This window comes from Candidatus Saccharimonadia bacterium, from assembly GCA_035544015.1.
Lineage (GTDB): Bacteria > Patescibacteriota > Saccharimonadia > UBA4664 > UBA4664 > UBA5169.
Map to the genome: position 1 here is coordinate 12924 of DATKIP010000038.1, position 26049 is coordinate 38972.

Below are 26049 nucleotides of genomic sequence, written 5' to 3' on the forward strand. Positions count from 1 at the left end.
ATGGTCGCAGTTGCAGGCAGGCAAGTGACGTTCCTGTGGGGCGATGATAGCCCGCAGGTAGAAATTCCTGGTGTGCGCGAGAAGGGTATCGAACTTAACGGCGAGCCCATCGACATCACCAGCGATGAAAACGACGGATGGCGCACGCTGCTCAGCCTGCCGGCTGAGAACCAGGTGAACATTACGCTCAACGGCGTGACCAAGAACGCGCGGCTCAAGAACGATTGGTTCGCGGGCGCGTCCTCGACAAACCGCATGCAAGCCTTGACGCTCATTTTCCCTGATGGCGCGACGCTGACGGGAACGTTCTTCATGGCCAGCTTCAAGGAAACGGCGAGCTACAAAGACGCCATGACGTTTGAGGCGACGCTCAACAGCAGTGGAACGATCACCTACACGCCTGGTAGCCCGGCCTAGGTCAACACCCATGGACGAATTCAGGATCGAGGGGCTTGCCGAGCTGCAAGCCAAATTTAGAGAGCTTCCAAAGGGCGTGCAGCGCAGCACGCTCCAGCGGGTCGGCCGGAAGGTGCTTGCGCCGATCGCCGACAAAGCGCGGTCGCTTGCCCCTCGACGGTCCGGTAAGTTAAAGCGTTCTATCAAAGTATCGACAAGGTTATCTCGCCGACAATACTTGCTAGCTCGTGGTGAGGGTGACAACGTCAACATATACGCCGGAGCGGGTGCGCTACCTCAAGCCACTTTGCAAGAGTTCGGTACGTCCAACCTTCCTGCCCAACCATTCATGCGGCCGGCATGGGACGCGGGCAAGGATCAATTGCTTAGCGATGTCAAAAATGAATTATGGTCTGAAATACAGAAAGTGATAGGGAAGTGATATTTAAACAAGTCGAACTTGATTGGGGAGATCAGACTTACACTATCCCGCCAAATCGTATTCTCGGTGCTATTGCCATCATTGAAGAATACTTCACGTTTCAAGATCTTGCTGACGCGGTAAACAGTAAAAAGCTTTCGCTAACTACGTTGTCGCGCACCTATGGGGATATCCTTCGCTATGCTGGCGCGAGCGTGAGCGACGATGAGGTTTATGCCGGCATGTTCGCGGGGGACTTGTCTTCCCAGATCCGCCGGGCCGTCGAAACGCTGCTCGTGATGATGATACCGCCTTCCGTGTTTGCTGCGGCTGCGGCCGATACCGTCGAGGCACCAGCAAGGGGAAACGCCCGCGCGCCTCGCGGGCGCAACAAGGAAAAACCGTCAGGGGCGCATATCAAGCGCTAGTCTGCACAAGCCGCGTAATCCGTTCGGATTTTTGGTCAATGCAGCCTATAGAAATATGGTGGTGGCTCGATCATCTGAAACCCTCGCCGGAATACTGCGGCGGCATGTCAGAGGATGACGTAGCCGATATCTACTACGAGGCATATGGCGATGGCTGAAAGCGAAATTGGTGCGTTGCGCGTTCGGCTCGGCTTCGATGCTGCCGACTTCGTCAAGGGCGTGGGCAAGGCCGAGGACACCATCAAGTCGCTTGCGGCCACGGCAACCAATGTCGGCGGCCTGATCGGCACGGCGCTCAAGGGCGGGATAGCCGCGATCGGCGCCGGCTTCACAATCGCTGGTATCGTCAAGGTCGCCGACAGCTTGCACGACCTCGCCAAAACGGCCGACGATATCGGCGTGACCTCGACGCAGTTGCAAGAACTCGGCCATGTCGCGCGGCAAGCCGGGCTCGATCATGAGGCATTCAACGAGACGTTGAAGACGTTCAAAGATCGGCTCAAGGAAGCGCATGACGGAAGCGGCGAGCTTGTAGATAAGCTCAAAGAAAATGATGCGGCGTTCCTGACGACATTGCGCAGCACAACCGATGTTGTAGCGGCGCTTAAATTGCTGGCCGATCATTACAATGAATTGACAACCGAGGCCAAGCGCAGCGAGTTGGCAAACGCGGCATTCGGTGCAAATACAGAACAGCTTACCCGTTTGTTGTCGAATGGTAGCGCGGGCATTACCAAGATGTCAGCCGAGGCCGCCGGCCTTGGTCTGGTGATGTCTGGCGCTTCCGTCAAAGTTGGAACCGACTTCGCCGAGGCAATCCGTTTGCTCACGGTAGCCGTGGATGAAAGCTCGGAAGCCTTTGGTGTTACGCTGAAAAACGCGGTGATCCTGGTCACGCCATTGCTGCTCGGCCTTGTCGATGTGGCGCGGGTGGTGATCGTCTCAATCCAGGGCATCAGCGAGGCGATCAAAAGCGCGTTCACCACTACGGCCGCGCAGGCCGTCGAGAGCCTGACCACGAAGGCCACTGATGCCACGAATGCCCTGTCCGATGCAGAGGAACGGCTTGCCAAGCAACCGGGCGCCGTGGGGCTGGAGAACATCGTCAAGACGCGAAAGGGGCAGCTCGACGCGATCAACCAGCAACTCGCTATCGCTCAAGGTGAGCTTGACCGCACGACAAGCGGCGCGATGGGGCCAAATGTGGCGCCATCGACAGACAAGCTCCCCGACATCAAAAAGACGGACGAAGAAAAAGCCGCAGCTAAAGCCGCCGAGCTTGCCGCCCAAAAGCAAATGAACCAGGAGTTGGACCGTTACAACACCTTGCGGCGCGAGGGCCTGAAGATAATTCAGGACACCTCCACGCCCGAAGAGCTGATGATTACTCAGCAAGAGAAGCTCAACAGGCTGTTGCAGGCTGGCGCGATCGATGCGGAAACCTACGGCCGGGCAATGGAGAAAGCCACGCTGACGGCGGTGGGCGCCTATGCGAGCATGGCATCGAACATCGCGGGCAACCTGGAAAAGGTGTTTGCCAATTCCAAGGCCGTGGCCATCGCGTCGGCGTTGATCAACACCTTCGAGGGTGCCACGAAGGCGCTCGCCGCGTACCCGCCTCCATTCAACTTCGCCGCTGCGGCTGCCGTTGTCGCGGCCGGCCTCGCCCAGGTGGCCAACATCCGCAGCACGTCTAAGTCTTCCTCTGGTGGCGGTGGCGGATCCGCGTCGAGCGGCTCGACGGCCGCGAGCGGTGGGAGCGCGGCCGCCACTCCACAGCAAGGGCTTTACGTGAACCTTGAAGGCCAGAGCTTCGGGCGTGAGCAAGTAGTGGGGCTTATCGACTTGATCAACCAGGCCGGCCGCGACGGCTACAAAATCGAGGTGTCGAGATGAGCATTGTAATCTCGTCAGATCTCGTCATCACGGACAGCGTATCTGGCGGCGGTGTCATCACCGGCGACAACCCGCTTATCGGTTATGACAACATCGTCACCACCTTGAGCATCAGCGCGTTGACCGCTGCGGCCGGTTTCCCAGCTTCGAACATGGCGAACCCGTCTACAAACCTGCGATGGGTGGGCGAGCTATCAAGTCCCGAGGCTGATGAGTATGTGACCGTTACGAACCTTGGGATTGCCACGCTCGACTATATCGCCATCGCCAAGCACAACCTGTTCACCGCGCAGATTGCCGTGAGCGTCGAGGCGCTCGACGTGGACGCCAGCCCTGACACATGGGTGGAGCTGGTGGCGCCGGTGATCCTGCCCAATGATGGGCCCGCGCTGTTCCGCTTCACGCCATTTGCTTATGCCTCGATCCGGTTGCGGCTCCAGTCTGGCAACGCCGCGCCCACGATCGCGGTATGCTACGCCGGTGCGCTGCTCGTGCTGCAACGCCGGATCTATGTCGGCCACACGCCGATCAATTACGGCCGCTCGGCCAAGGTCATCAACGCGCGCAGCGAGAGCGGCAACTTCCTCGGCCGCATCATCACCAATCAGAAGACGGCAACGGCGGTGAAGCTGCAAAACCTCATGCCGGACTGGTATCGGACATATTTCGAACCCTTCCTGTTGCAAGCTCAAGAGAACCCGTTCTTTTTTGCCTGGCGCCCGTCGAGCTATCCGCGCGAGGTTGGCTACGCCTGGTTGACGAATGACCCGCAGCCCGCGAACCAGCGGCCCAACGGCATGATGAGCGTGGACTTTGAGATGGGCGGTATCGTCTAATGCGCGCTCTCACTTTTATCGAGCTGGACGTTGACACCTTTGACCCGGCCTCGCCTGTCGAGACCACCACGTTCCGGTTCACCTATGATTGCGACTATGCCCCGACCGATGTTGAGGCTATCCCCTCGCTGACCGGCATCAGCTATAGCCCTTCGACCATCTCGCTTGGTTCGGACCTGGGCACGCGCGCAAGGCTCGACGTGACGTTTAGCGATCATCTCCACATCTTCAACGGCGAGGCGTTCGACAGTGGAACCTTTTGGGGCAAGTGGCGCGCGCGGTACGGCCAGCGTTTGCAAGGCCGCTCGCTCCGCTGGATCCAGGGGCTTGAAGGTCAAACCCTCGCTGAGATGGAAACGCGGCACTTCGTGATCGAGAGCACCAACGGGCCAACGCCACAGAACGGTGCCTACACGATCACGGCACAGGACATTTTGAAGTTCGCCGATGGTGACCGCAGCCAAGCGCCGCTTGCGAGCCGTGGGTTCCTGGTGGGCAGCATCGATGCGGATGACACCAGCTTCACACTGTCCCCTGTCGGCATCGGGGATCAGGATTACCCCACCAGCGGCTACATCGCTTTGAGCGGTAGCGAGATCGTGGCGTTCACCCGCGTGAGCGGCAGCGAGGTGGTGACGATCACGGCGCGCGCCCAACTCGGGACGGATGCCGACAGCCACGCCGCTGGATCGCGTGCCCAGCTGGTGTTGCGTTATGTGGGCGAGGATGTGGCCGATATCATCCGCGACTTGCTGGTGAACTACGCCGGAGTGGACGATGCGTTCATACCGCTCGCCGCGTGGCAGACCGAGACGGCCACTTACCTTCAACAGGTTTACAGCGCCAACATCGCCGAGCCTACCGACGTGAGCAAGCTTGTGTCCGAAATGATCGAGCAGGCCGCGCTTGCGGTGTGGTGGGAGCCGCTGACCGAGCAAATCAGGTTGCAAGTGCTGCGCGGGATCTCCACCGTGGCCGAGGTGTTCGGCGAGGACAACACGCTTGAGGGCACGCTCTCGATAACCGAGCAGCCCAACACGCGGCTTACCCAGGTGTTGACCTATTTCGGCCAGCGGGATCCGCTCGCGCCGATCGATGAGGAACGCAACTTTCGCAGTGCGGTATTGACGATCGATGGCGACGCCGAGCTAGCCTACGGTACGCCGATGATTAAGAAAATCTTCTCGCGCTGGATACCGTTTGGTGCGCGCACCGTGGCCGTGCGGCTCAACGATATCATCCTCGGCCGGTTCCGCGATCCACCTCGGCGTTTTACCTTCAACCTGTTCCGGCATGGTCCCGAGAACCCAACGCTCGGCGGCGGCTATCGGCTGACGAGCTGGTCAATCCAGGATGAGACTGGGCTAGCATCGGATGCGCCTATCCAGATCACGCGGCTCAATCCAATGTCCGATCGGTTTGAGGTGACAGCGGATGAGATGCTGTTCCGCACCATCGATCCGGGTGACCTGCTCAACCGGGCAATCACAATCGACAGCTCGATAAACAACGTCAACATAAGGGAGATGCACGACAGCATCTATCCCGAGGTTACAGGCGACGAAAGCCCTGAGATCACGCTTACCGTCACGCTTGAGACAAACGTTGTCGTTGGCTCGGCCAGCTCGGCGCAACCGAGCTTCGACCTGGGCGATTGGCCGGCCGGCATCACAATCAACATTGTGGTGCTCGGCGACATACGCGGCGCTGGTGGTACGGGCGGTGTGGGCGGCAACGCATCGGGATCTAACGACGGTGCGCCGCTCAATGGGTTCCAGGGCGGCACGGCGCTTTACACGCGCGTACCCATCAACCTGACTGACGAGGACGGCAAAGTCTACGGCGGTGGAGGTGGCGGCGGTGGCGGTGCTTATCGCGGTGGCGGTGGAGGTGGCGGTGCGGGTGTCGTAGGCGGCATCGGCGGCGATGTCACTACCAGCACGTCAAGCCCATCACCGGGCGAAGTGGGCACGCAGGACGCTGGCGGCGCTGGCGGCGATGGTGGTGGCGCTACGGACTTCGACGGCGGCACGGGCGGCGCGCCTGGTGTTGTCGGCAACGCCGGTCAAGGTGACGCGCTCTCGGGCTTGACAGCCGGTCTAGGCGGCGCGGCCGGTTATGCCGTTGACGGTATCAGCTTTGTGACGCAGGTTGGCCCCACAGGCGACAGGCGCGGACAGGAAGGCAATTAGATGGCACTCGCACGCTGGCAAGCGAACATTGTAGACGACGCGGGCAACGTCCAGAACGGCGCTACGGTGACAGTGCGCGAAGAGACATCAGGCACGCCGCTCGCGAGTTTGTTTAGCGATCGCGCGGGCGTGGTGCCCACGGGTAACCCGGTGTCGGCAGACAGCGAGGGATATGCGTTCTTTCATGTGGCCGGCGGTGCCTACCAGATCACGGCGACCAAGGGGAGCTTTACGCGCACTTGGCGCTATGTCGGCATCGGCACCATGTCCGAAAGCGATGGTCCCGATGATCTGGACATCAGTCTAGCGCTCGTTACCACAGAAGGGGCATTAGTATCTAGAACTATTAGAGATCATCTTGGCGTCTTGTACGGCCACGTCAAGAACTACGGGGCTGTTGGTGACGGCGTCACCAATGACACTGCGGCAATTCAAGCCGCAATTAATGCGATGGAAGCGGCCGGCGGTGGCGTTGTTCTTTTCGATGCCAAGGTTTATTCCGTCACTGATCTTGTACTAGATAGTAGTGCCGTTGCGCTAGTCGGTGTTTCTTCTGGCCGAATGTTCGGCGGCAGTTCTGATCAAACCGGGACCGTTTTAAAAGCGCGGAGTGGGGCCGCAACTCTGTTGACGGTGGGTTCGGCATCAGCCGCAACATCTACGATCACAGGTTGCCGAGTTGAAAACTTTGCCTTAGCTGGCAACGGCATTGCGTCGCGTGTGTTACGCGTCAAGATGATTGAGAATAGTATATTCCGCAATATTGTATGCGTTGGAGGAACGATCAATCAACTTGAGACGATTTGCGAAACCGGGTTCGCCGGTTTGAATTATGTATATCAATGCGCCTTTGAAAATATTTGGGTGAACGCTGGAGCAACTGCAAAAGGCGTTGTGATCTCTGGCGAGCCGGCCGGAGCTGGTGGTAATCGGACGGTGTTTTGTCGCTTCAGTCAAATGCATGTCACGCACGGTGACGGTACTGCGTTTGAAATAAACGATGCCGACGATAATGTCTTTATCGGGCTCGCTGTGTCTCGCATTACAGCAACCACAGGCATAGGTATTGATCTTATCGGCAATGATGCAGATGCACAAGATTTAGTGCATGCCTGCATGTTCTATAGTTGTCATGCTGGCCCAGGTGGATGGCGCACGACAGGCAACAAAGCCGTTAATAATATTGTATTCGGTTTGCAAACCGAGGACGGCGTACCCGTGAGTATTACAAGCAGCGCGCAATTGTCCTATATCAGAGATGATGGCGCATTTCTGTTTCCTTCGTTCGCCGCTGCGGCCGGTGCGACGATGGTCAACCGAATGCTGCTTACAGGCGGGACAACAGGCAATCCCGCGCTGCTCGGTGTCGAGGGATCAGACACCAATATCAACATGAGCATCAGCGCCAAGGGATCCGGCGCCATTGTCATCCCTTCGCCCAATGTCTCGATCGGGCATACGGCCGCCATTGCGGCCGCTCAAAGTGGGGGGACATCTAGACTTCAACTTCACGGCATTTCCGGTCAGGCCATTGGCATGTCCAACACACGTTGGACGGCGGACGCTAACGGCTCGGCTTACGAAATCAATAAAAGTCGTGGCGCCACGGTGGGCACGCACACCATTGTCCAGAATGGTGACGTGCTCGGAAATCTGCGGTTCTCTGGTTCGGACGGCACTCAGTTCATTCCGGCCGCGTTGATCCAGGCCCTTGTGTCGGGCACGCCGGGCACGAACGACATGCCGACAGCGCTTGCTTTCTCCACTACGGCGGACGGCGCGGCGGCCGTGACGGAGCGCTTACGTATCGGGCCAACCGGAACCGTCACCGCATCATCGCCGCTCGGCGGCCTTGGCTATGGCACTGGCGCGGGTGGAGCTATCACCCAGGCGACGAACAAATCTACCGGCGTGACGCTCGATAAAGTGTGCGGCGCGATCACGATGAATAACGCTTCGCTAAATGCGGCGACAGCAGTGAGCTTTGTGTTGACAAATAGCAACATCGGAACATTTGATGTTGTGCATGCGGTACATGGATCAGCCGGAACAGCGGGCGCATATAGAGTTGCAGTAAAAAGTGGATCAGCGGGAACTTGTACTATTGAGGTGACTAATACAACAGCAGGTGCATTGGGTGAAGCAATCGTAATTAACTTCGTTGTTATAAAAGGTGTGAATGCATGAACCAAGAACTTCAACGCGCCCAGGATATGATTAGCGCAATGCAAGGTCAGCGTGACAATGCCTTGAACAGCGTGGTCATGCTGCAAGCCGATCTCGCTGCGGCTCGCCGCACGATCGATGATATGAGCAAGGAACTCACCGAGGTGCGCGCCCAGCTTGCAGCGCCACAAGCCGCACCCACGGATGGCGACTTGCACGAATAAGGGAACAAAGGTAAAGCCCTGTAATTCAACATATTACAGGGCTTTATTTTATGCGGTTCGGAGGGGTCGGCTACATGCCTGGCGCAGCGGCACAGCCTACGGCGACAAAGCACGATACCCAAAGCCTCAAACTGGAGGTGATGGAACAGCGCAACCGGCTAATCCACGTCGAGCGCAGCGTGAACAACCTGGGCGAGGCCATGACCGGGCTCGACAGCAAGTTGGATGCCGTCGTCACCGCGCTGACCAGTCTTACCGCGCGTCAGGAACTTCACAAACCCACGGACTGGGTACGCGCCGTGTCGGTCGGCATCGGCGTCGCTGTCGGGGCGGTCTCGCTATTCGGTGCATCGGTCGGCGCAATTACCTATGTCGTCAACGCGGTCAACAGCGAGACACGTACCGCCATGAGGAAGGACATTGACTTTCTTACCCAACGTGTTGAACGTGGGTGGGGAATTGGGGCCGTGACGACACGCGACAAGGGTGACACCAGCCGATGAACTATGAACAAAGTCACGTCGGCTACGGCAACCTCTGGCGCTCCGCGCGCACGCGGCCGGAGCGGCGACAGGCCGCCGCGCTCATTGCGCAACGCGCGCTCGAGAGCAAGGCGAGGTACGTCTCGGCCGCCGCTGTCGCACCGGGTATGCCGTGGACGTGGGTAGCTGCGGTTCACAGCCTTGAGAGCGGCCAGAGTTGGAAAGGACATCTCCACAACGGCGATCCGCTGACGGCGCGCACCACGCACGTTCCTGCCGGTCGGCCGGCCTCGGGCTCGCCTCCGTTCACGTGGGAGCAGAGCGCGCGCGACGCGATCACGATGCCGCCGCACAGCCTACAGAGCGTGCCCACTTGGGAAATCGAGCGGTGTCTCTACGAGTGGGAGCGCTATAACGGGTTCGGCTATGTCGCCAAGGCCGTGAACTCGCCCTACCTGTGGAGCTTCACGACGCAGTACCAGGCGGGCAAGTATGTCGCCGATGGCCGCTACAGCGCCACCGCGGTAAGCCAGCAATGCGGGACCGTGGCCATCGTCAAGGCCATCGCCGAGCTGGAGGCGGCCAGCGAGCACCAGGTGATGATAGATCGGCCGCCGGTGCCTGCGCCGCTACCGGCCGCGCCTGGGATCATGGCACGCATGCTGGCATGGTTCGGATGGTAGAGCCTCCAGAAACTCTATCGGCCGAGCAACTCGCCGCAATATGGGCTCTGACTTTTGAAGCTCACGGCCGCGTCGGCAAGCAGGTGCAATGCGGCTGTGTCTCTTGCCGCATTCGCCACATCATGAGCGGCGGTTTTATTATTCCTCAACCCGAGATTGAAAGATGAACATGAGACTGAGATGGGGATTGACGTTCCTGGTGGCGATGGTGCTGCTAGGCGGCGCAGCGTGGGCGCAGAGCACCGTGGACGTGCGGCCCACGGCGGTAGCCGTCATTGACTGGATAGGCGGCGCAGCGACGATCGTGGGCGGCGTGGTGGCGGGTTTCCTGGTGCGGTTCCTCAACAGCCGGGCCGCGCTGCTCAATGCGCAGGAGGAAGCCGAGCTTGTGGCGCAACTTCGTGCGATCATCGGCCGAGGTGTTCAATATGCCATGACGATGGCAAAGAGCGAAGTGTCCAAGGAAGGCGCCGGGCTCGCAAGCATCAAGGTGGACAACTGGTTCGTGAAGGTCGCGGCCGACTATGCGCAAGCGGCGGCGCCGGGCATCCTCAAACGGTTCTACCCGGATCCTGAGAAGATGCGCCGCAAGCTGGAGGATATGGTCATTGCTACCATCCCCGACTATTTTCCGGTAGGCGTCACGGCCAACACAACGCCTGCCGTGGCTGGTGGGTTGACGGCCACACCCATTGCGGCCGCAGCAACTCAAGCGGTGGGCAAGCCGTCCTCGGCCGCCGGTGACGCGCCGGTGACGGTGGGCTGAGTTCCGGCGAGGGTTCCCCAAACCGCGTTGGCCTGGTGCTTGTAGGTTCTGATCTCAAGCACCAGGGCATCAACATGTGCCTGATTTCCATCCGCTTTTGCGGCTTCAAGTTGTCGCCGTAGTTTCGCCAGTTGGGCAAAGTATTTGACCGGCTCGCGATCAGCCCAGCAACCGACAGGATGTCCAATAGCTTCGCTTAACGTTTTGGGTTCTTCAATGGGCTGATAGTTCACCAGCATGTTGCGGATGGCGGTTTCGGACATGCCGCCATCCATAAGACGTTGCACGATCTCTTGACATGCGTTGCAATGAGCTACCCAGTCTTCATTGTTCCAGGTGCAAGTATCACCGTGAACAGCGACGCCAATAACATCAACTACATCGTCAATTAGCTCACTCATGTTTGAACATCTCATAGTGAATGATGTCTAAGCTTTCCTCTAGGACGCGGTCTGGTTTTGCGCCTTCGACTAGAAAGCCGGTGTTGAACACTTCGCATGTGCGGCGATCCCAATGCGACAGACCTCCGCGAACATGTTGAGCCTTGAGGAAACTCTTGTAATAGCGCATACGAGCAAAGCATGTCGTGAACGCTATCTTCCATCTAGCGGCGGTGTAATGCTCGCTCATTGGCTTGTGCCTGCAACTCCCATTGGCGAAGTTGATCATTTCTCACGCGCTGGTCATACCCAGGCTTGAGCCAATTGTTTGCTATGCTCAACACGGCAACCGCCGCGAAATAGAGCAGGATGAGTTTGGCGAACGTTCTCATTTTCCCTTGCGCCCCTTTGCCATGTCATCGGCTTGCTTGTGGAGCCGCTCGGCCTCGGCATCCATCATCCGGCCGATGTTGGGATTGCCGTATTCGCGGGCGATGCCGGCCTTGGTTTCTGCGTTGCCCGCGCGCTGGCGGATACCGCGCTCTTTTCCGGTGACGGTCGGGTGATCAAAGTTCATCTCGCCGGGCTTAATTTTTGGCATATCTGCACCTTGTGATTAGAGGGCCTTCGTTTGGGTGATCGCGTTCCCACTCGCAAACATCGCAGCTGCAAGTGGGGAACATGGTTGAAAGCATTCGGACAATGATATTCACCTATCGACCTTTCCGCTTCCCTTGCAGTTGGGGCAATTCCCCGTGACTTTCTTCATACCGCCGTGGCCGTCCTTTTCCCACCACGTGGCTTTGCCTGTGCCTCCACAGGCTGGGCAAGCAACCTTCATTTGGCAACCCTTCCGGTTCCGTTGCAGCGTGGGCACATCTTCTCGCGCGGCTCGCTTTTGGGGCCGACGATCCGCAGAACGCCCGACCCTCCACAGGTCGGGCATGCCTTCGTCTTGGGCTCGTAAGGTGTCATGACTGTGCCTTCTGATGTGGATGCTCGCGGCGGATATGTGCGGCCATACGCGAATAGCATCCGCCACCTTCCCGTAGACCATGACCACGACCAATGCCGCGTATTCCGTTCGGAAAACGTTCGACATGTTTGCAACAAGGGCATTCATAAATCGTCGCCAGCGGTCCCGATGTGACCTTAATCCCCATTGCGCGAATGGATGTTTTAGTAAGGGCCTTTCGGGTCATCGCGTGGGATACTCCCGTTTAATGCTTTCGATGATTTGCATGGCCATCTCGCCGCGCAGCCTGACCGCGCGGAGTTCGTGGCCAATGAATTTGTCACGCCGGCCGGTGTTGATCAGGTGCAAATCGGCCTCCCGTTGCATGTTGATCCAGCGGATTGCCACCTTGCGCGCGTCGGCGAGCTGATCGGCGACGTTGTCGGGCATCGGCTTCATGCTCATAATGTCGTCCTCTGTTGAGCTTGAGCAAAGAGGCCGCCGGGCCGATAGCCCGGCGGCAAGGGTGACTAGACTATTTCGTAAGTGGCGATGCAATTATTGGCGTACATGCTTTCAATGTATGTCTGCGCTTCGACGCGGCTGTCGAACCGGCGATGAGACTTGCCGTCTTTGATAAATTTCCAATTACCTTTCGTGCTCGGTTGCCAGGTGCGGCGAACGCGGAACGCGCCGCTCGGCTTGGCTTTCACGGGCACCTTGTGTTCGACGGCGGGGACGATTTCGACCGTTAGGTTGTCCATGTATTTGCTGTTCAGCCGTGCCGCTTTATCGGCGAGTTCGTGGCTGGAGGAAAACCCGGTTGCGTTCGTCATCGGGATGCCGTTGTGTTTCCAGGTGGCGTTTGCGCGCCACGCCCATGCAAGCGACGGGCTCGTGGTGGTGCGGGTGAGGGTAGTTTTGTCGGCGAAGGTGGCGACGATGAAACGCTTGCTCATAATGTCTTCTCCTGTTGAGCTTGAGCTTGAGCAAAGAGGCCGCCGGGCCTCCCAGTGTTCTAGCCCGGCGGCAAGGGTATTAGATGACGGTTGCGGTGAACATGCGGGCGGCGAACTCGGCGAGCATTGCTTTGGTTGCGGCGGCCGGTGCGGTTATCGTCCAGATCTCGCCTTCGTAGCGGACCTTGAAAGAGCGCTTGTCCTTAAGGTGTCCGGCGTGCCGCAGGGCTTCCTTGCCGCGCTCCGTGATCAGGTAGGGTGTCCCTTCTCCACCTGCGAGCAGGCCATCAGCAGCAAGGCGCTTGATCATACGTAGGTTACTGCCGTTGCGGGTGTTGACGCCGGTGTTTAGTGGGTTGCCAGTTTCGTGCGCGGCGAGCAATGCTTTAATCTGTGCGGGTGTGGTCATAATATCGTTTCCTGTGTGACCATGTTTCGGGGTTATATCGCGTCGGTTTGACTGGGCTTTTAGGGCCTCCCTACTTCCGGTTTTTCTAGGGTTCCCTCGGTTTACCCGAGACCTTCGCGGAAGCAGTTCGTCTGTCTATGTACTTAATATGGGCTGCTTATGGGCGGTTGTCAATAACTATTTTAGAAAGTCTGGGGGATTAAATCCCCCTCTTTTCCCATTTTGCGAACCGGTGTCCAATCTCGTCTTTGTTTCCGGTTCCTTCTGTTAGGTGTCTGTGAAGATCTCCGAATATTTCTGCTAGTTCCTGATCTTCCGTTTCGCCGTAGTGCTTGAGTATGTATTTGTAGAGTTTCATCTGAGTTCCTCCGTTGCTTCTGATTACTAATATGGGCTGCTTATGGGCGGTTGTCAATAGTAAACTTTAATTTTTATTTCTTCTTTTCCAGTCTCTGAGAATTTCTAAGCGCATTCCTGGGGATAACTTCTCAAAATCTTCCTGCGTTCCTTTAAAACATCCATCCGGTAAATCGTAAACTGTAGGAACTGCTTCGCTATAGTAGCCTTTAGATTTGCGCTTCATCTTGGTTCCTCCTGGTTGATGACTTGTTATGGGCTGCTTATGTCCCATAGTCAAGGATAAAACCTTTCCCTGATGATAAGTTTCTCTGTCTCGCCAGCGTAGAACCTCATGTCGTAGTCGATGGGCTCGCCGTTGTATTGCTGTGCTAGCCGCAGCTTGCTTGCGTGCTCGGCGTCGGCGTGGGCTTCCCATTCTTTTTTGGTGGGGAAGAAGCTATAGCAGGCCGTGCAGCACCAGGAACCACGCCGGCCGATCACGTCAGCGTGCCCACGGGCATGAATGCGCGTCGTCGTCTTGGGCATGTGCTTGACCGCGCTGCGGCCCGTGGGGCTGACGTAGTAGCGGACGATGCCATGTTGGCTGGTGCCATCGTCCAGCTGGAGGCGGCTGGACTTGCTGAGATCGAGCCTCATGAGGAAGTCCCACGGGTCGCCGTGCGCCGCGATGAACTGCTCGGGATCCTCGCCGCGCACCATGGCCGCTTCCGCCGCGTGGCGGATGATGGGCATGCTGTGGTTCTGGTGCCATTCCCGCTCTGGATTGTACGCGCCTTTGCGCTTGAGCTTTCCCGTCTCAGCGTACTCGGCCAAGTAGTTATTTACGTCTCTGCACCAAAGACGAGAGTAGTAATTTGTCTCAAGGGGCATCTGGCAACCGGCGGACCATTGCGCGCAAGCCTGGGCGAGTGCATCCCGCTGCTCGACAGGGCACACGACGGTCACGCCGTCCGTGTTGAGCTGGACCAGGCGCACGCCGCGCACGGCAAGCATCATCTCGGCCAGCTTGAGGATGAGCAGCTGACCGTTGATGGCCACGGCGAACATCCACGCAAGGTCGAAGAAACACGTCCAGGGGCTTCCGGCGGATCCGTAGACGCTGTTGAGCGCCAGCTTGATTGCGAGGTTCTCGGGGCTTCCCTTGGCGCTCTGGAAGCGCCGCGCGAGCAGGGCCGCGTAGATGTCGCAAAACGCCGGGCCGAGGTGGGCGGGAAAGATGCGGTTCTTGATGGCGATGTTCGGATAGAAGCTCGTCACGTCCACATCGATGATGTCGTGGTACCTGTCGGCCAGCACCATCTTGCGATCGATGCTGCCGTGAATGCCGCCGAGGCCGGCGGTGACCTCGACGCCGTCGAGCGTGAAGCTGTGCGATGACCAGGCGTTGCCGTCGAGCAGGGCAAAGCTACCCGTCTCATCGATCCACACGCGCCGGAAGGTATCGAGGCAGTGGGCAAGCTCTGGCCGCGTGAACCAGATATATGGGAAAATCACATCCCGCAGCTTGACGCCGTCCGGCCTGGGCGTTTGGAGCGGGACGCGCTTGCCCAGTTCATCGCGGCCATGGGTTTCCACGCCGAGGGCTTTTAGCTCACGTTCAAAATAGCGGCGGCCGAGACCGGTGTCGCTTTGGTTTATCCATTCCGGGTTGATGGCGCAGCGAAGGTCGATCTTATCTTTGCTCGACAGATAGAACCGCTCAGTTTCCGTCACGTCGTGGGCATTATATCCTAAGACGATATCCATCTCATCATAGTTGAGATGCACACCAAATGGGATAGGGCAATCCATTACATTCTTGGATCGCATATTGAATTGGAGTTTCTTTAGGCTGGTGGACTTGGCGCGATTATTGAAATGGTGGATCGTGAACAGATCAACTTGCGGCACGGCCGGTTGCCAGATGATGTTGCTAAAGCGATCGTTGCTCGCAAATATTTCCTGGTTCTTGGCGTACATGCCGGCCGCATCGATGTCGGGATGTTCCATGAAATGTTGCACCATCGGCCAGTCATAGGCGAGATTATTGAAGCCTATCATCTGGTCCGCTGCGGCGATGCGGCGCCACAAAGCGGCGTTGTCGCGCCGCCGATCGGAGATCTCGTAAAAGACACCGGGCTCTCCCACCGGCTTGATGCACATGGACCAGAAATTAGGGAAAGCCTCGGTGTCATAGACTTGGGGCATTATCTCTGAAATCTTGCAGGGTTTTTGAGGATGATTGGCGGTTCGGTCCAGCGGCACAGCCTTACCGTGCCACCTTCGCCGCCTATGCATTTGGCGAAGTTCCAACCATTGCGGCCGTAGCGGCTGGCGATCCAGTTGCCGCCGGCCGGCGGCTTGCGCAGATATTCGGCGTAAACCTCACGGCAAAGCGCTTTGTCCTCGGCCGTGAGCCACCAGATACCGAAAGCGCCGTGCAGCAACCTACTCCACATGGAGCGACACCGGCGGGATTGCGCCGTAGAGCGTCAGGACCACGACGCCGCCGGCATTGAGGACCGCCAGCTCGTCAGCGTCGGGCGTCCACGCGCTCTGTATGGTGTCGCCTTCCTTGCGCACGGCGAGCGAGCAGCATTCGCCGTGGGTGGCTGCGTCCCAGTCTGTCGGCGCGGTCAACAGGCAGTTGGCGCCGGTGATGATGGCGGGTGTCATTTGGGATCCTCCCTATCCTTCCATTTGACCTTGGGCAAGGTGACCGGAATGCGTTGCTTGCGCAGGCCGTCCGCAATGTCTTCGTTCTGCGGCTCACCTTGATCCTTGCGTTTCTTGTCTTCGTCGCTAATTTTGCGTGGGCCGCGCGACATTATCGCCCCTCCTGCTTAGATACTCGGCAATCTTCCTGCCGTGTTTGCTGTTGATATTTGCCCAACGCTGGGCACGCCGTTTACGATCGCCGAACAGATGCTTTAGACGACGATCGCGGAACTCACGTGCGCGGCGAGATGACATCGGTCTACCTGTCCCACTCGCCGCTGCATTCTGGGCAACCGCAGCGGTACGGCGCATTGATTGCAGCGATATCAGCGTCTCGGCGAACCTTGTATGCTCGAAAGCTTCCATGTCCGTCACACATGGAACAGGGTAAGTCTCTGACATCTCCGTTTCCATAGTTGATCATCTCCCTTGCGTTGCCGTGACATGCCGGGCATGGCGCTAATGCGACGCGAATGCTTGAAAGCATGCGTTTGATGGTTTTGAGCATAGTCATCCCCTAGAGGTGGGCGAGCACCCGAGGGTGCCCGCCGTATAGGTGTCAGAACCCCTTGACGCCGTTCGCCCAGTTTTCGAAGTGCGCCCAGATGGCAAGGCGGTTGGCTTCGATGGCCATCAACGCGGGATCGCACGGATGATGCTTAAACGTCGTTTCGATGAACTTCTGATGCTCACCGGTGACAAGCTGCTTCTGGCAAAGGTCAACCCACTTGGCCTTGTATTCCTCGACGGTGGGCACATATGGCGCGGCCGGCGAGGGGCTCGCCGATGGCACGGACCATGTGCCGTCTGTCGGCGCCGTGGCCACGGGCGTGGCGCTAGGTGTCGGTGCGGCAGTATTCGCCGTAGTGGCAACCGTCGACGGTGCAAGCGGGGCTGCACCGGACGGGGGCTTTGGGGCAAGGTATGGTGCCTCGAATGCATCGGCCAGCGCCTTGTTGTGATTGCGGCGGCGGCCCCATGTGCCATCGTCCTTGAGCTTGCCCGAATGGTAATCACCATGGAACGGCACGCCGCGACCATCCACCTTGCCCGCTGCGGCGGCTTGATCGGCCGCTTCGCCGTTGGCGTCGAGACCAGCACCAGCAACATATTGCTGCATCGTGACGCGTTCCGATGCACCTTGCTGTAGGACGGTCGCACCATCTAACTCATGGGTGACGAAAGCCATTGCCTCGGCATAGGCTTCCACCATGTGGTGGGCTTGCTGCGGCGTGGTGAGTATGAATTCAAGCTTAATCATGTTGGTTCCATTTGGCCATGAGGATGCGTTCCCACTCCTTGGCCTTGTGAGTGGGTAAGCGGTTGAGGGAAGTGCGGCCGGTATCAGGGGCTACCGGCCGCGAGGCTCACGACGTGGCGGGGTTGCCGTGAGCGAAGCCATGAACAGGTGGGCTACCAGGGTATGCAGTCGGTGAGGCCGGTTGCGCTTGCGTATAGTGGGCACCGGCCGGAACCGCAGGCGCTGACTGCGGAGCGTTCGCCTGTGCAGCCGGGCCGCTGGCAGGGCCGCCGGGCTGCGGCGTAGGGCCGCTAGAAGGGTATGTCGTCGCATTCGGCACATTCCCATGTGCCTGGCCCGATGAGGGCTGATGTTGTCCAGGTGCCGCATGACCAGCATGGGCCGCCGGGTTCTGAGGGTTTCCGCCTCCCTGTCCCCCGTTAGGTGCGTTTCCAGGCGTCGGCGCCGCGCCTTGCCCTCCATTCCCCGTAGCCGGGTACTGAGGGTTTACCTGTGGCTGTTGCCAACCTCCCGGTGCCTGGCCTTGCGTTGCAGCCGGTGCTTGATATCCGACGTTAGGCGCGTGAGAGGGGGCCTGCCCTGGATATGTTCCAGCCATTGAGCCTTGAGAAGGGCCAGAGCCGCCGGGTTGAAACGATCCGCCTTGCTGCGGCTGTGCCCCTGGTGGGAGCTGCGTCGGCGCGGCGCCCATGGCCTTGTCAGCCTGCGGCCCTGGGAAAATCTCATCTCCGTAGCCTTGGAATAGCCAGCGGACGAAAACCGGATTGGTGTAGAGGCCGGCGGTGTGATCGAGCTTGCCGTTACCGGCGAGGTTGGCGAGCACATCGCACCAAAAGCCTGTGCGCAAGATGGCCGCATTGATGGGCTGATTGTTCGCGTCCACCACTTTGATGTCCCAAGTGGTTTTGAACTTGAATATCCAGCAACCGGCTTGGCCAGCGCGCTCGCGCCGATCGGGTGCGTCACCATCCGCAATTTTCCAGGCGAACTGGTTGCCGAAATTGATTTGCTGGATCCGGCCGAGGATATGCCGATGGGGTGCGTAGCTGGATTGTGCCTCGGCGAGGTAGGCGCCGAACACGCCGGGAAGCTGCGGATCATTCTTGGCCACGGCCACGGCGAAGTAGAATTCAGGCTTGGCCTTGACCTGGCCGTTCATCCCGATGGTGGATGATTTGTAGACATTACCCTCGACTATGCGGCCGGGGGGAAGTTGAATTTGCGTTGCCATACTGGCGGATCCTATTGGGTTACAGAGGAACTAAAGTCATAGCCCATCCATGGGCCTTAGCCAAGGTTCTCCGTTATGATGGGGCGTTTCTTATGCGCACCGTTGCGGACATGCTCGACGGCCTGGGCAACGCTCATCTCCGTAGGCATGATGCCATCGGGGCTTGAGCGTTTCTCATGCTCAATGAACTTTGTCATATCGCGGAGCAGGTTATGAGGCTTCGTGTTGGCTTGATCGCTAAGACCAAGACGAACTTCCATGTCGCGGATGGTATCGGCCGACTTGAGGACGTTTTGATAGAGGTGGAGGGCTGCGCGTACCTCACGCGGCTCGGTCGCGGCCGGCTGCGGCACATCAACGTGATGTGTCATCAGATCGGCGATGGAATTGGCGACAATGCGGATTTCCTCGGCCGCCTGGGCGAACTCGTGGATGCTATCGGTAGCGAACCCAGCCATGCGGTGGGTAAGCTCTTCAAGCCGTGCCTGTAGCATCTGACGGATATAATTGCGGGTGGTGTCATGCATCATGGAAATGAGCCTTTAGCCAAGCTTCAAACCGCTCCCGCGCTTGGGGATGAGATCGGCGCCAGGCGTTACCGATCGCGGATTTAATGGGCCAGCCCAATTTGAGCATGAGCCGCAATTCAATGATGAAACGCATTAACCTCATGGTTTGCAGCACTCCTTTGCCTTGCGCATGTCGCGCTTTAGCTTAGCCGCCAACCCAAGATCGTCGCATGCCTCGGCGGCTTTGGCTTGGCGACGGATGCGTATGAGCGTGTGCTTGTCCATGGTTTCCTCCATAACCACTCATAGGACAGGAAGGGGACATAGTCAAGGCTTGTCTGTTATGTCGTCCAGATGATTTTTGCCGACTTGGGTTAGGACCAGCTTGCCCGATGCGTTGCGCTTGACGTATCCGACAGAGCGCGCCCAGTCATATTGCGCCGCGAAGTTACTGCCGGTGATGGGGCCGCCGAGACCCTTGCCGGCGGCAATGAGCTGCAAGAATTCAAGGCGCCGAGCTGTTATGAGCGTCGGCCGCTTTACTATCCCTCCGGTGGGTGGCAACGCCATTTTCCATCTCCGTCGTGATGTTGCGCCATGCCGCGCCGGCTGCAATCGCTTATGTTGTCATTGTCATGGCCGCCGCAGCTGTGAAGCAGGCCGGTCGCCAGCGCGATGGCAACGGCCAGACTAATGGCCGTGAACGATAGCGGACAACTCGATAATGTCGGCGGCTGCTTGCCCGATGTGGTGAGCGGTTGCAGTCGTGGCGCCGGCCGTGCTTGCGGCGAGAGCGTCCACCAGGTTGTCGGCGATGTAATCGAGAGCGATCTCGCGGGCGGTGTTGTCGGTGTCATCCATCTTGCGTCCTGTAGGCGAGCGCCGAGGCGCCCGCATTTGTCGGTATTAGCCAGGTGTTGTGGGAGCGGGCTTGAACAGCGGCGGGCCGCTGCGGTGCATGCCGGCCGGCGGGTCGCCTGCGCAACCTGCCATGAGCAGAGCGGCGAGGCCGAGAAGTCCGTAAATAAGCTTTGTCATCTTGCATCCTAAATGGTTATGGGCTAGTTATGGGCTGCTTGTGACATAGGGGGTAGCATGACACTTCGCGACTATCAAGTTAATTTAAAGCAGGCTGTGCGTAATCAGTGGGACGACGAGACGGTGCGCAATGTGCTGGCCGTCCTGCCCTGCGGCGGAGGCAAGACAACCACCATGGCACATCTCGCGGCCGAGCTTGACGAACCGGGCCTGGTGCAAGCCCACCGTCAGGAACTCGTCGGCCAGATCTCCATAGCATTTGCCCGGGTGGGCATGCATCACCGGATCATCGCGCCCGATGCGGTGATTAGGGAAGTGTCGGCACAGCACATTGACGAGCTGGGCAGGAACTATGTGCGGCCGGATGCCAGCTACGCAATAGCCGGCGTGGACACGCTCATACGGCGCGCGGATTCTTTCTTTGACCGGGTCAAGCATTGGCAGACGGACGAAGCGCACCACCTATTGCAGGCCAACAAATGGGGCCGAGCGGTGGGCATGCTCGGCGCGGCGCGCGGTATCGGCTGGACGGCGACACCGTGCCGAGGCGATCGCCGCTCGCTGCGGCGCGGTGACGGCGGCTGCTTTGATAGCCTGGTGCAAGGGCCGAGCATGCGCGAGCTGATCCAGCGGGGGTACCTCAAGGAGTTCCGCATCTACGGATGCCCGCAAGCGATCGATGTGAGCGGCGTGCGCGTCGGGAGCGGTGGCGACTTCAACCGCGAGGAACTCGCCGAGGCGGCGCATAAGAGCGCCATCACCGGCGACATTGTCGAGCACGCCATGAAGCTGGCGCCCGGTAAGAAGGGCGTGACGTTTGCCGTGGATGTGCAGATGGCCGAGGAACATGCCCAGGCGTTCCGCGACGCCGGTGTGAGGGCTGCGGTGATCAGCGACAGGACCAGCGCGGCCGAGCGGCTGCGCATCATCCGCGCTTATCGCGGTGACGGGCTTGATGAGGTGTGCAACGTCGATGTGCTGGGCGAGGGCTTCGACCTGCCTGGGATCGTGCGCGCGTCGTTTGCCCGCCCCACGGCGAGCTATGGCCTCTATGTGCAGCAATTCGGCCGCGCGCTGCGGCCGATGCAAGGCGAGCCTGTTGGCATCATCTGCGATCATGTCGGCAACGTCGCGCGGCACAAGGGGCCGCCGGACAAGCCGCGCGCGTGGTCGCTCGACGGACTGCCGCCGCGCGAGGCCGGCGAGGTGCCCACGCGGTTCTGTGCCAACCCTGAGTGCATGCTCATGTGGGAGGGTTTCGGTGCTACATGCCCGCATTGCGGCTGGCGGCCTGTGCGCGGCAGTGTCCCGCGAGATCGGCCGGAAGTGCTGGAGGGCGACTTGACGCTGTACGATGACAGCATGCTGGCGGCCCTGCGCGGTCAGGTGGAGCGGATTTCAGGCGCACCGGAAATCCCATGGGGTGCTGGCGAGATGGTAGCGCGCAAGATCGAGAAGGCATGGGCCGTGCGCGCCGAGGCGCAAAGCGAGTTGAGCACGGCCATTGACCAATGGGCTGGACACTGGCATGCCAAGGGTGAGACATTGGACGCAGTTTACCGGCGGTTCTGGGCAACCTTTGGCCTCGACACACTGTCGGCGCTTGCCCAGTCGGGACCAAAGCAACGCGAGATGATAGAGCGAGTTAGGGGGAGTGTGTGACGAGATATATTGACGATACCGAGTGCGAAAAGCACATGACCGATAAAGAGCGCAAGCTTTATACTGAGAATTGCCGTGATATATCGAATGCTGATCTCGTAATGTATCATGCTCGCAAAGACAATAGGCGCATAAGACACAATGTACGGCGAAGAATGAGGGCGAAGTGACAGAGATAATAGACGATGAGTTGCGGGCGCTGGCCGAACAATACTTAGACACGGCAAATTCCAGCGTCGAGGCGCGCAAGGAATTCATTGAAATGCTTGCTTGGTTTGCGATGGCATCAAGCCTTGTAATAATTTTGGCCGAGGATGGCGTACTTTTGCCGCCGGAAACGCGCGAGACTGCTCGGAAAGTGGCAAAGCGATTAGCGCGAGGCTTCCCAGCTTGATCGAGACCGATGTCAACAGCCTGATCCGCATTGAGGGGGCCAAGCGGGGCGTGATCCTGTGGCGCAACAATAGCGGGGCGTTTGAGGACAAAACCGGCCGATGGATCCGCTATGGGTTGGCGAACGACAGCGCGCGCACCAGCGAACTGGTCAAATCCAGCGATCTCATCGGCATAGGCATGGGCTGGTGGTGGGGATTTCCGGCCATCATGGGGTTCATGATGGCGATCGAGGCCAAGCGATCGGGCTGGACATTTACAGGCCAAGGGCGCGAGACTGCCCAGGCCAATTACCTGACACTCGTGCGCCGCTACGGTGGGTGCGCATGCTTTGCAACATCATGGGAAGACGTGGATGGCGAGATTACCCGATACCTTCAGGCGAGAGCAAATTTTGCAGGCGGGCCTGGAATTTGTGCGACGACATGGCTTCCCCGCGATAACATGCGAGGCCGTGGCCGTAGAGGCGGATTGCAGCTACAAGACGGTGGCGCGGCGCTGGTCCAACCGTGAGTTGCTTGCCCAGGCCATCGTCGCCTATGCACGACAGGTGGGCGACGAAGCGATGGTCCGAGCAGGTGAGCGTGTGACGGCATAGAAAAACCCCGGTCGCGGATGAGGCGCCGGGGTTTATTGCGAGCAACAGAGAGATAAACTGATGACTATGCCTGCCATGCCCCCACACAATAGTCAATTCCTTCCCACGGCGCAATATCTCATATCCATTGGCCTGTGCCCTGTATTGCTGATGGGCAAAAAGCCTGTATTTACAACATACACCGATTACCTCGCCGGGCCGCCGGGCAAAGACGAGATGGCGTTGCCCGTCGAGCGCCGGCCGCTGCGATATAGCGGCGTGCTGCTCGCGGCCTGGGATGCCGAGTATCCAGGGGCCAATGTCGGCATGCTCACGCGTGACAGGCCGTGCATCGATGTGGACGACGTGCGGGTGTGGGATGCCATCCGCGACATCGTACCTGTGACGCCGCACATTAAGCGCGGCGCGCGGGGCTTCACCTTGGTCTACAGCGTCCATCCTACGGATCCGGTATTGCGGACGCGCACGTTCATCGATCGTTTCAGCAAGACGATGCTGGTGGAGGTGCTCGCCGAGGGCCGCCAAACAGTGTTACCGCCGAGCATCCATCCCGATGGAATGCAATATGAATGGGTGGGTATGCCCGAATGGGGCTTTATGTGCCCAACGCCGCTCGACGCCCGCTTGCCGCCGGCGTTGTCGCAAGCCGTGGTCAATGCCATCGAGAGCAAGCTCGCCGATCTCGGATTGACAAAGCATCGGGTGGAGCGCGGCAAAGGGCTGGCGACGCGCTTACCGGACGGCGAGCGGCGCCGATACGAGATGTATGTGCTGCCCAAGTTGCGGGAGAAGGTTGCGGCCGTCCGTGAGGCTCCTGCGGGCTCCAGGCAGGATGCATTGAACGGCGCGGTGTATGCGCTCGCCCCGTGGGTACGCGAGGCGTTCATTACCGAGGCATGGTTAGAAGGCGAGATGCGCTCGGCCTGCGAGGTGAATGGCTATATCCGCGACGATGGGGACAAAGCTTTTGTGCGCCAACTCGACAAGGCGCTTGACGATGGATGGAACGTCGAGCTTCCCGACCTCGACGCCGGGAGGGCCGCCCAGCTGATGGGCACAGCCCCTTTGGCTTCTGGTGCCCCTGCGGTTGCGGCTGGGTATGCTGCGCCGGTTGAGTTTTGGACCTATGACGGCACATTGCCGCCGGAGGAACCCGAACTCATCCGCCGCCTGTTGCCGGCCGCACCGGGCTCGCTGGCCTTCGTGGCTGGTAAATCCGGCATGGGTAAGAGCTTCTATGTTGCGGCCATGGCTGTTGCTCTCGGCATCGGCGTGGGCACAACGTTCTTCGGGCATCCGGTGCGCGAGCGCGTGGGCACCATCATTATTGCGGCCGAGGGCGCGGGCGGCATGCGAGCACGGCTCTTTGCCGCCGCACAGGCCATGGGCGCCACGAACAGCTTACCCATTGTCGTCGTGCCAAGCTGCGGCAATTTGTCGATCGAGGCGGACAGGGCCGCTATGCAGGGCGCCTTGATGCGCGCAGCCGAGCACCTGCGCTTGGTCTACGGCGTGAGGGTCGGCGCCGTCGTGCTCGACACCATGCTTGCAGCCTTCGGAATGGAAGATGAGGGCGCCAGCGCCGAGGCTCAGAAGGTTTGCGGCTACATGCGTGACATGGCTGTCACGGTGGATGCGATCATGGTCGCGGTGCATCATGTCGGCAAAGACGACACGCAAGGCATGCGCGGGAGTAGCGCATTTTACGCTGCGGCTGATTATGTCGTCATCTGCGGCGGCGTCCACGATCACGTCACGGGCAAAACCGAGAACCGATTTCTAGCCATCGACAAATCGCGCAATGACACAACCGGACCAATTTCTAACGTGGTTCTTGAGATTATCGGCTTAGGCATCAACCAATATGGGGATGTCAGGACGACATGTTTCTATCGTATGGGTGAGGGTGAAGTCGATCCAATGGCCCATAGGCGTAAACCTGATAAATCCGAATTCTTTGATAAAGCCTATGACATATGCATAGCAAGGAACGCTGGAAAACCAAGCGACGGCTTGCCCGCTTTGGAATTGCGTATGCAGTTCGATCTCATTTATCCATCCGAAAATCTAGCTACGAAGCGTAAGGCATGGGAGCGACTTAAGGACAAAATGCTATCGAGCAAGCGTTATAGGTTCTATCAAGATATCTGGTTCCGTGAAACAATTGGCGTGACATCGGCGTGACATCAGCGTGACATCCCTAATTTCATGTCACAAAAGAGCGTGACAGTGTGCGTGACATTGGGGAGACGTACTGCGTCGTCCCCATGTCACGCCACGCTGTGGACGTCACGCACGAAATGTCACGCTGTCGCCTGTGAAACATTCTGTTCAATGAGGTTGAGATGATTAAGCTGACCGATATAGATGGCCATGAGTTTTGGGTTAACGCCGAGCGCATCTATCTGGTTCATCGTTGGGAAGGGAAAACGGTAATAGTTTATGATGCGCTCGTGTTGGGTGTTGAACCCAATGTGGAAGCTAAGACGGATTACGTGAAAGAGACCGTGGCCGATGTGATAACCGCTATCGATATGGTGCGTAAATGATCACACTAACGAACGTCGTTAAAGATGAGTTAGATTATGATGATGAGATCTATCTTAACCCGCTTCACATAGTCAGCATGAAGCGGGTTAGCCTATCGGGTACGGATGACGATGATGTGGTGCCTGCTACCGAGATAGTGATGATGTCAGGTGAGGCTATCCATGTGGTGGAGGATCCTAACGAGATCCTCAGGCTATGCCACGGTGGGTAAGCTGCACAGCACATCGAGGTGGCAACGTATGCGTGCATACCACCTCACCATGCACCCCATGTGCAAGATGTGCTGGGATCTCGGTAAGCGGTCATCGGCACAGGTGGTGGATCACATCATCCCCCATCGTGAGGATGTGGTGTTGTTCTGGGATACCACCAATCTGCAATCCCTATGCACCAGACACCATAACGTGGTAAAGCAGAGCCACGAGAAACGAGGTGGTGTTGTGGGATATGATAGGGATGGTGTACCCTTAGACCTAAATCATCATTGGCATGGCAAAGACAGTGCTGATGGATGAGACCGGGGGTATGTTGAAACTATTGGCTATTCCCTTCTAGAC

The 26049-nt window shown here is 58.7% G+C and carries 37 protein-coding genes; 18 read left to right on the forward strand and 19 right to left on the reverse strand.

The features are described 5' to 3' along the window. From VMT30_02410 to VMT30_02460, 11 genes are all read left to right on the forward strand, one after another. Nucleotides 1–417 carry a phage tail tube protein gene (locus tag VMT30_02410; GenBank protein ID HVQ43793.1) on the forward strand — a complete coding sequence of 139 codons (417 nt, stop codon included), beginning with the start codon at nt 1–3 and terminating at the stop codon, nt 415–417. A 10-nt stretch (nt 418–427) separates the two neighbouring features. Then, nucleotides 428–838, forward strand: coding sequence for an HK97-gp10 family putative phage morphogenesis protein (locus tag VMT30_02415; protein HVQ43794.1), 411 nt, complete (start codon nt 428–430; stop codon nt 836–838). Next, a complete protein-coding gene (locus VMT30_02420; GenBank protein HVQ43795.1) occupies nt 835–1245 on the forward strand; it encodes a hypothetical protein in 411 nt (136 codons plus the stop codon). The genes VMT30_02415 and VMT30_02420 overlap by 4 nt, the downstream gene beginning before the upstream one ends. A gap of 150 nt (nt 1246–1395) precedes the next feature. Continuing rightward, a complete protein-coding gene (locus VMT30_02425; protein ID HVQ43796.1) occupies nt 1396–3141 on the forward strand; it encodes a hypothetical protein in 1746 nt (581 codons plus the stop codon). Beyond that, complete coding sequence (locus tag VMT30_02430; protein HVQ43797.1) at nt 3138–3977, forward strand: hypothetical protein; 840 nt, start codon at nt 3138–3140, stop codon at nt 3975–3977. The genes VMT30_02425 and VMT30_02430 overlap by 4 nt, the downstream gene beginning before the upstream one ends. Continuing rightward, nucleotides 3977–6169 carry a hypothetical protein gene (locus VMT30_02435; GenBank protein HVQ43798.1) on the forward strand — a complete coding sequence of 731 codons (2193 nt, stop codon included), beginning with the start codon at nt 3977–3979 and terminating at the stop codon, nt 6167–6169. The genes VMT30_02430 and VMT30_02435 overlap by 1 nt, the downstream gene beginning before the upstream one ends. Then, complete coding sequence (locus VMT30_02440; protein ID HVQ43799.1) at nt 6170–8356, forward strand: glycosyl hydrolase family 28-related protein; 2187 nt, start codon at nt 6170–6172, stop codon at nt 8354–8356. Then, on the forward strand, nt 8353–8559 hold the full coding sequence (locus VMT30_02445) for a hypothetical protein (protein ID HVQ43800.1): 207 nt from the start codon (nt 8353–8355) through the stop codon (nt 8557–8559). The genes VMT30_02440 and VMT30_02445 overlap by 4 nt, the downstream gene beginning before the upstream one ends. A gap of 140 nt (nt 8560–8699) precedes the next feature. Beyond that, nucleotides 8700–9062 carry a hypothetical protein gene (locus VMT30_02450; protein ID HVQ43801.1) on the forward strand — a complete coding sequence of 121 codons (363 nt, stop codon included), beginning with the start codon at nt 8700–8702 and terminating at the stop codon, nt 9060–9062. Further along, a complete protein-coding gene (locus VMT30_02455) occupies nt 9059–9724 on the forward strand; it encodes a peptidoglycan-binding protein (GenBank protein HVQ43802.1) in 666 nt (221 codons plus the stop codon). Before VMT30_02450 ends, VMT30_02455 begins: the two co-directional genes overlap by 4 nt. Before the next feature lie 169 nt (nt 9725–9893). Continuing rightward, nucleotides 9894–10490: a hypothetical protein gene (locus VMT30_02460; GenBank protein ID HVQ43803.1), complete on the forward strand. Its 597-nt coding sequence runs from the start codon at nt 9894–9896 to the stop codon at nt 10488–10490. Here the strand turns inward: VMT30_02460 and VMT30_02465 are convergent. From VMT30_02465 to VMT30_02555, 19 genes are all read right to left on the reverse strand, one after another. Beyond that, on the reverse strand, nt 10433–10891 hold the full coding sequence (locus VMT30_02465; GenBank protein ID HVQ43804.1) for a hypothetical protein: 459 nt from the start codon (nt 10889–10891) through the stop codon (nt 10433–10435). The two genes, VMT30_02460 and VMT30_02465, sit on opposite strands and share 58 nt — an antisense overlap. A 203-nt stretch (nt 10892–11094) precedes the next feature. After that, complete coding sequence (locus VMT30_02470; protein HVQ43805.1) at nt 11095–11262, reverse strand: hypothetical protein; 168 nt, start codon at nt 11260–11262, stop codon at nt 11095–11097. Further along, nucleotides 11259–11471 (reverse strand): hypothetical protein, encoded by a 213-nt coding sequence (locus VMT30_02475; GenBank protein HVQ43806.1) that lies wholly within the window; start codon nt 11469–11471, stop codon nt 11259–11261. Before VMT30_02475 ends, VMT30_02470 begins: the two co-directional genes overlap by 4 nt. Nucleotides 11472–12068: 597 nt before the next feature. Continuing rightward, nucleotides 12069–12290, reverse strand: a complete 222-nt coding sequence (locus VMT30_02480; GenBank protein ID HVQ43807.1) for a hypothetical protein — start codon at nt 12288–12290, stop codon at nt 12069–12071. Nucleotides 12291–12355: 65 nt separating this feature from the next. Beyond that, nucleotides 12356–12784 (reverse strand): hypothetical protein, encoded by a 429-nt coding sequence (locus VMT30_02485; GenBank protein ID HVQ43808.1) that lies wholly within the window; start codon nt 12782–12784, stop codon nt 12356–12358. A gap of 79 nt (nt 12785–12863) precedes the next feature. Next, nucleotides 12864–13193, reverse strand: a complete 330-nt coding sequence (locus VMT30_02490; protein ID HVQ43809.1) for a hypothetical protein — start codon at nt 13191–13193, stop codon at nt 12864–12866. A 199-nt stretch (nt 13194–13392) separates the two neighbouring features. Further along, nucleotides 13393–13551 (reverse strand): hypothetical protein, encoded by a 159-nt coding sequence (locus VMT30_02495; GenBank protein HVQ43810.1) that lies wholly within the window; start codon nt 13549–13551, stop codon nt 13393–13395. Nucleotides 13552–13617: 66 nt separating this feature from the next. Further along, the gene (locus VMT30_02500; protein ID HVQ43811.1) at nt 13618–13776 is read right to left on the reverse strand and encodes a hypothetical protein; all 159 of its coding nucleotides are present in this window, start codon (nt 13774–13776) and stop codon (nt 13618–13620) included. Between the two features lie 50 nt (nt 13777–13826). Further along, nucleotides 13827–15740, reverse strand: coding sequence for a hypothetical protein (locus VMT30_02505; protein HVQ43812.1), 1914 nt, complete (start codon nt 15738–15740; stop codon nt 13827–13829). Next, a complete protein-coding gene (locus VMT30_02510) occupies nt 15740–15991 on the reverse strand; it encodes a hypothetical protein (protein HVQ43813.1) in 252 nt (83 codons plus the stop codon). Before VMT30_02510 ends, VMT30_02505 begins: the two co-directional genes overlap by 1 nt. Further along, nucleotides 15981–16208: a hypothetical protein gene (locus tag VMT30_02515; protein HVQ43814.1), complete on the reverse strand. Its 228-nt coding sequence runs from the start codon at nt 16206–16208 to the stop codon at nt 15981–15983. Before VMT30_02515 ends, VMT30_02510 begins: the two co-directional genes overlap by 11 nt. After that, nucleotides 16205–16360 carry a hypothetical protein gene (locus VMT30_02520; protein HVQ43815.1) on the reverse strand — a complete coding sequence of 52 codons (156 nt, stop codon included), beginning with the start codon at nt 16358–16360 and terminating at the stop codon, nt 16205–16207. The genes VMT30_02515 and VMT30_02520 overlap by 4 nt, the downstream gene beginning before the upstream one ends. A 449-nt stretch (nt 16361–16809) precedes the next feature. After that, on the reverse strand, nt 16810–17511 hold the full coding sequence (locus tag VMT30_02525) for a hypothetical protein (protein HVQ43816.1): 702 nt from the start codon (nt 17509–17511) through the stop codon (nt 16810–16812). Between the two features lie 106 nt (nt 17512–17617). Further along, entirely contained in the window at nt 17618–18742 is a 1125-nt protein-coding gene (locus tag VMT30_02530; protein ID HVQ43817.1) for a hypothetical protein, read from the reverse strand. Between the two features lie 56 nt (nt 18743–18798). Further along, entirely contained in the window at nt 18799–19272 is a 474-nt protein-coding gene (locus VMT30_02535) for a hypothetical protein (protein HVQ43818.1), read from the reverse strand. Nucleotides 19273–19410: 138 nt separating this feature from the next. Continuing rightward, nucleotides 19411–19536, reverse strand: a complete 126-nt coding sequence (locus tag VMT30_02540) for a hypothetical protein (GenBank protein ID HVQ43819.1) — start codon at nt 19534–19536, stop codon at nt 19411–19413. 42 nt (nt 19537–19578) lie between these two features. Next, complete coding sequence (locus VMT30_02545) at nt 19579–19821, reverse strand: hypothetical protein (GenBank protein HVQ43820.1); 243 nt, start codon at nt 19819–19821, stop codon at nt 19579–19581. Nucleotides 19822–19941: 120 nt separating this feature from the next. Further along, nucleotides 19942–20112, reverse strand: a complete 171-nt coding sequence (locus tag VMT30_02550) for a hypothetical protein (protein ID HVQ43821.1) — start codon at nt 20110–20112, stop codon at nt 19942–19944. A gap of 45 nt (nt 20113–20157) precedes the next feature. Then, entirely contained in the window at nt 20158–20289 is a 132-nt protein-coding gene (locus VMT30_02555; GenBank protein HVQ43822.1) for a hypothetical protein, read from the reverse strand. Nucleotides 20290–20346: 57 nt separating this feature from the next. Between VMT30_02555 and VMT30_02560 the strand changes: the two genes are divergently transcribed. The 7 genes from VMT30_02560 to VMT30_02590 all read left to right on the forward strand — a co-directional run bounded on the left by VMT30_02560 (nt 20347) and on the right by VMT30_02590 (nt 26007). Then, complete coding sequence (locus VMT30_02560; GenBank protein HVQ43823.1) at nt 20347–21951, forward strand: DEAD/DEAH box helicase; 1605 nt, start codon at nt 20347–20349, stop codon at nt 21949–21951. Between the two features lie 166 nt (nt 21952–22117). Beyond that, on the forward strand, nt 22118–22345 hold the full coding sequence (locus VMT30_02565) for a hypothetical protein (GenBank protein HVQ43824.1): 228 nt from the start codon (nt 22118–22120) through the stop codon (nt 22343–22345). Beyond that, nucleotides 22342–22857, forward strand: coding sequence for a hypothetical protein (locus VMT30_02570; protein ID HVQ43825.1), 516 nt, complete (start codon nt 22342–22344; stop codon nt 22855–22857). The genes VMT30_02565 and VMT30_02570 overlap by 4 nt, the downstream gene beginning before the upstream one ends. Before the next feature lie 151 nt (nt 22858–23008). Next, complete coding sequence (locus VMT30_02575) at nt 23009–25126, forward strand: AAA family ATPase (GenBank protein ID HVQ43826.1); 2118 nt, start codon at nt 23009–23011, stop codon at nt 25124–25126. 161 nt (nt 25127–25287) lie between these two features. Continuing rightward, entirely contained in the window at nt 25288–25491 is a 204-nt protein-coding gene (locus VMT30_02580) for a hypothetical protein (GenBank protein HVQ43827.1), read from the forward strand. Beyond that, a complete protein-coding gene (locus tag VMT30_02585; GenBank protein HVQ43828.1) occupies nt 25488–25703 on the forward strand; it encodes a hypothetical protein in 216 nt (71 codons plus the stop codon). The genes VMT30_02580 and VMT30_02585 overlap by 4 nt, the downstream gene beginning before the upstream one ends. A gap of 67 nt (nt 25704–25770) precedes the next feature. Continuing rightward, on the forward strand, nt 25771–26007 hold the full coding sequence (locus VMT30_02590; protein HVQ43829.1) for an HNH endonuclease: 237 nt from the start codon (nt 25771–25773) through the stop codon (nt 26005–26007). Nucleotides 26008–26049: the final 42 nt, after the last annotated feature.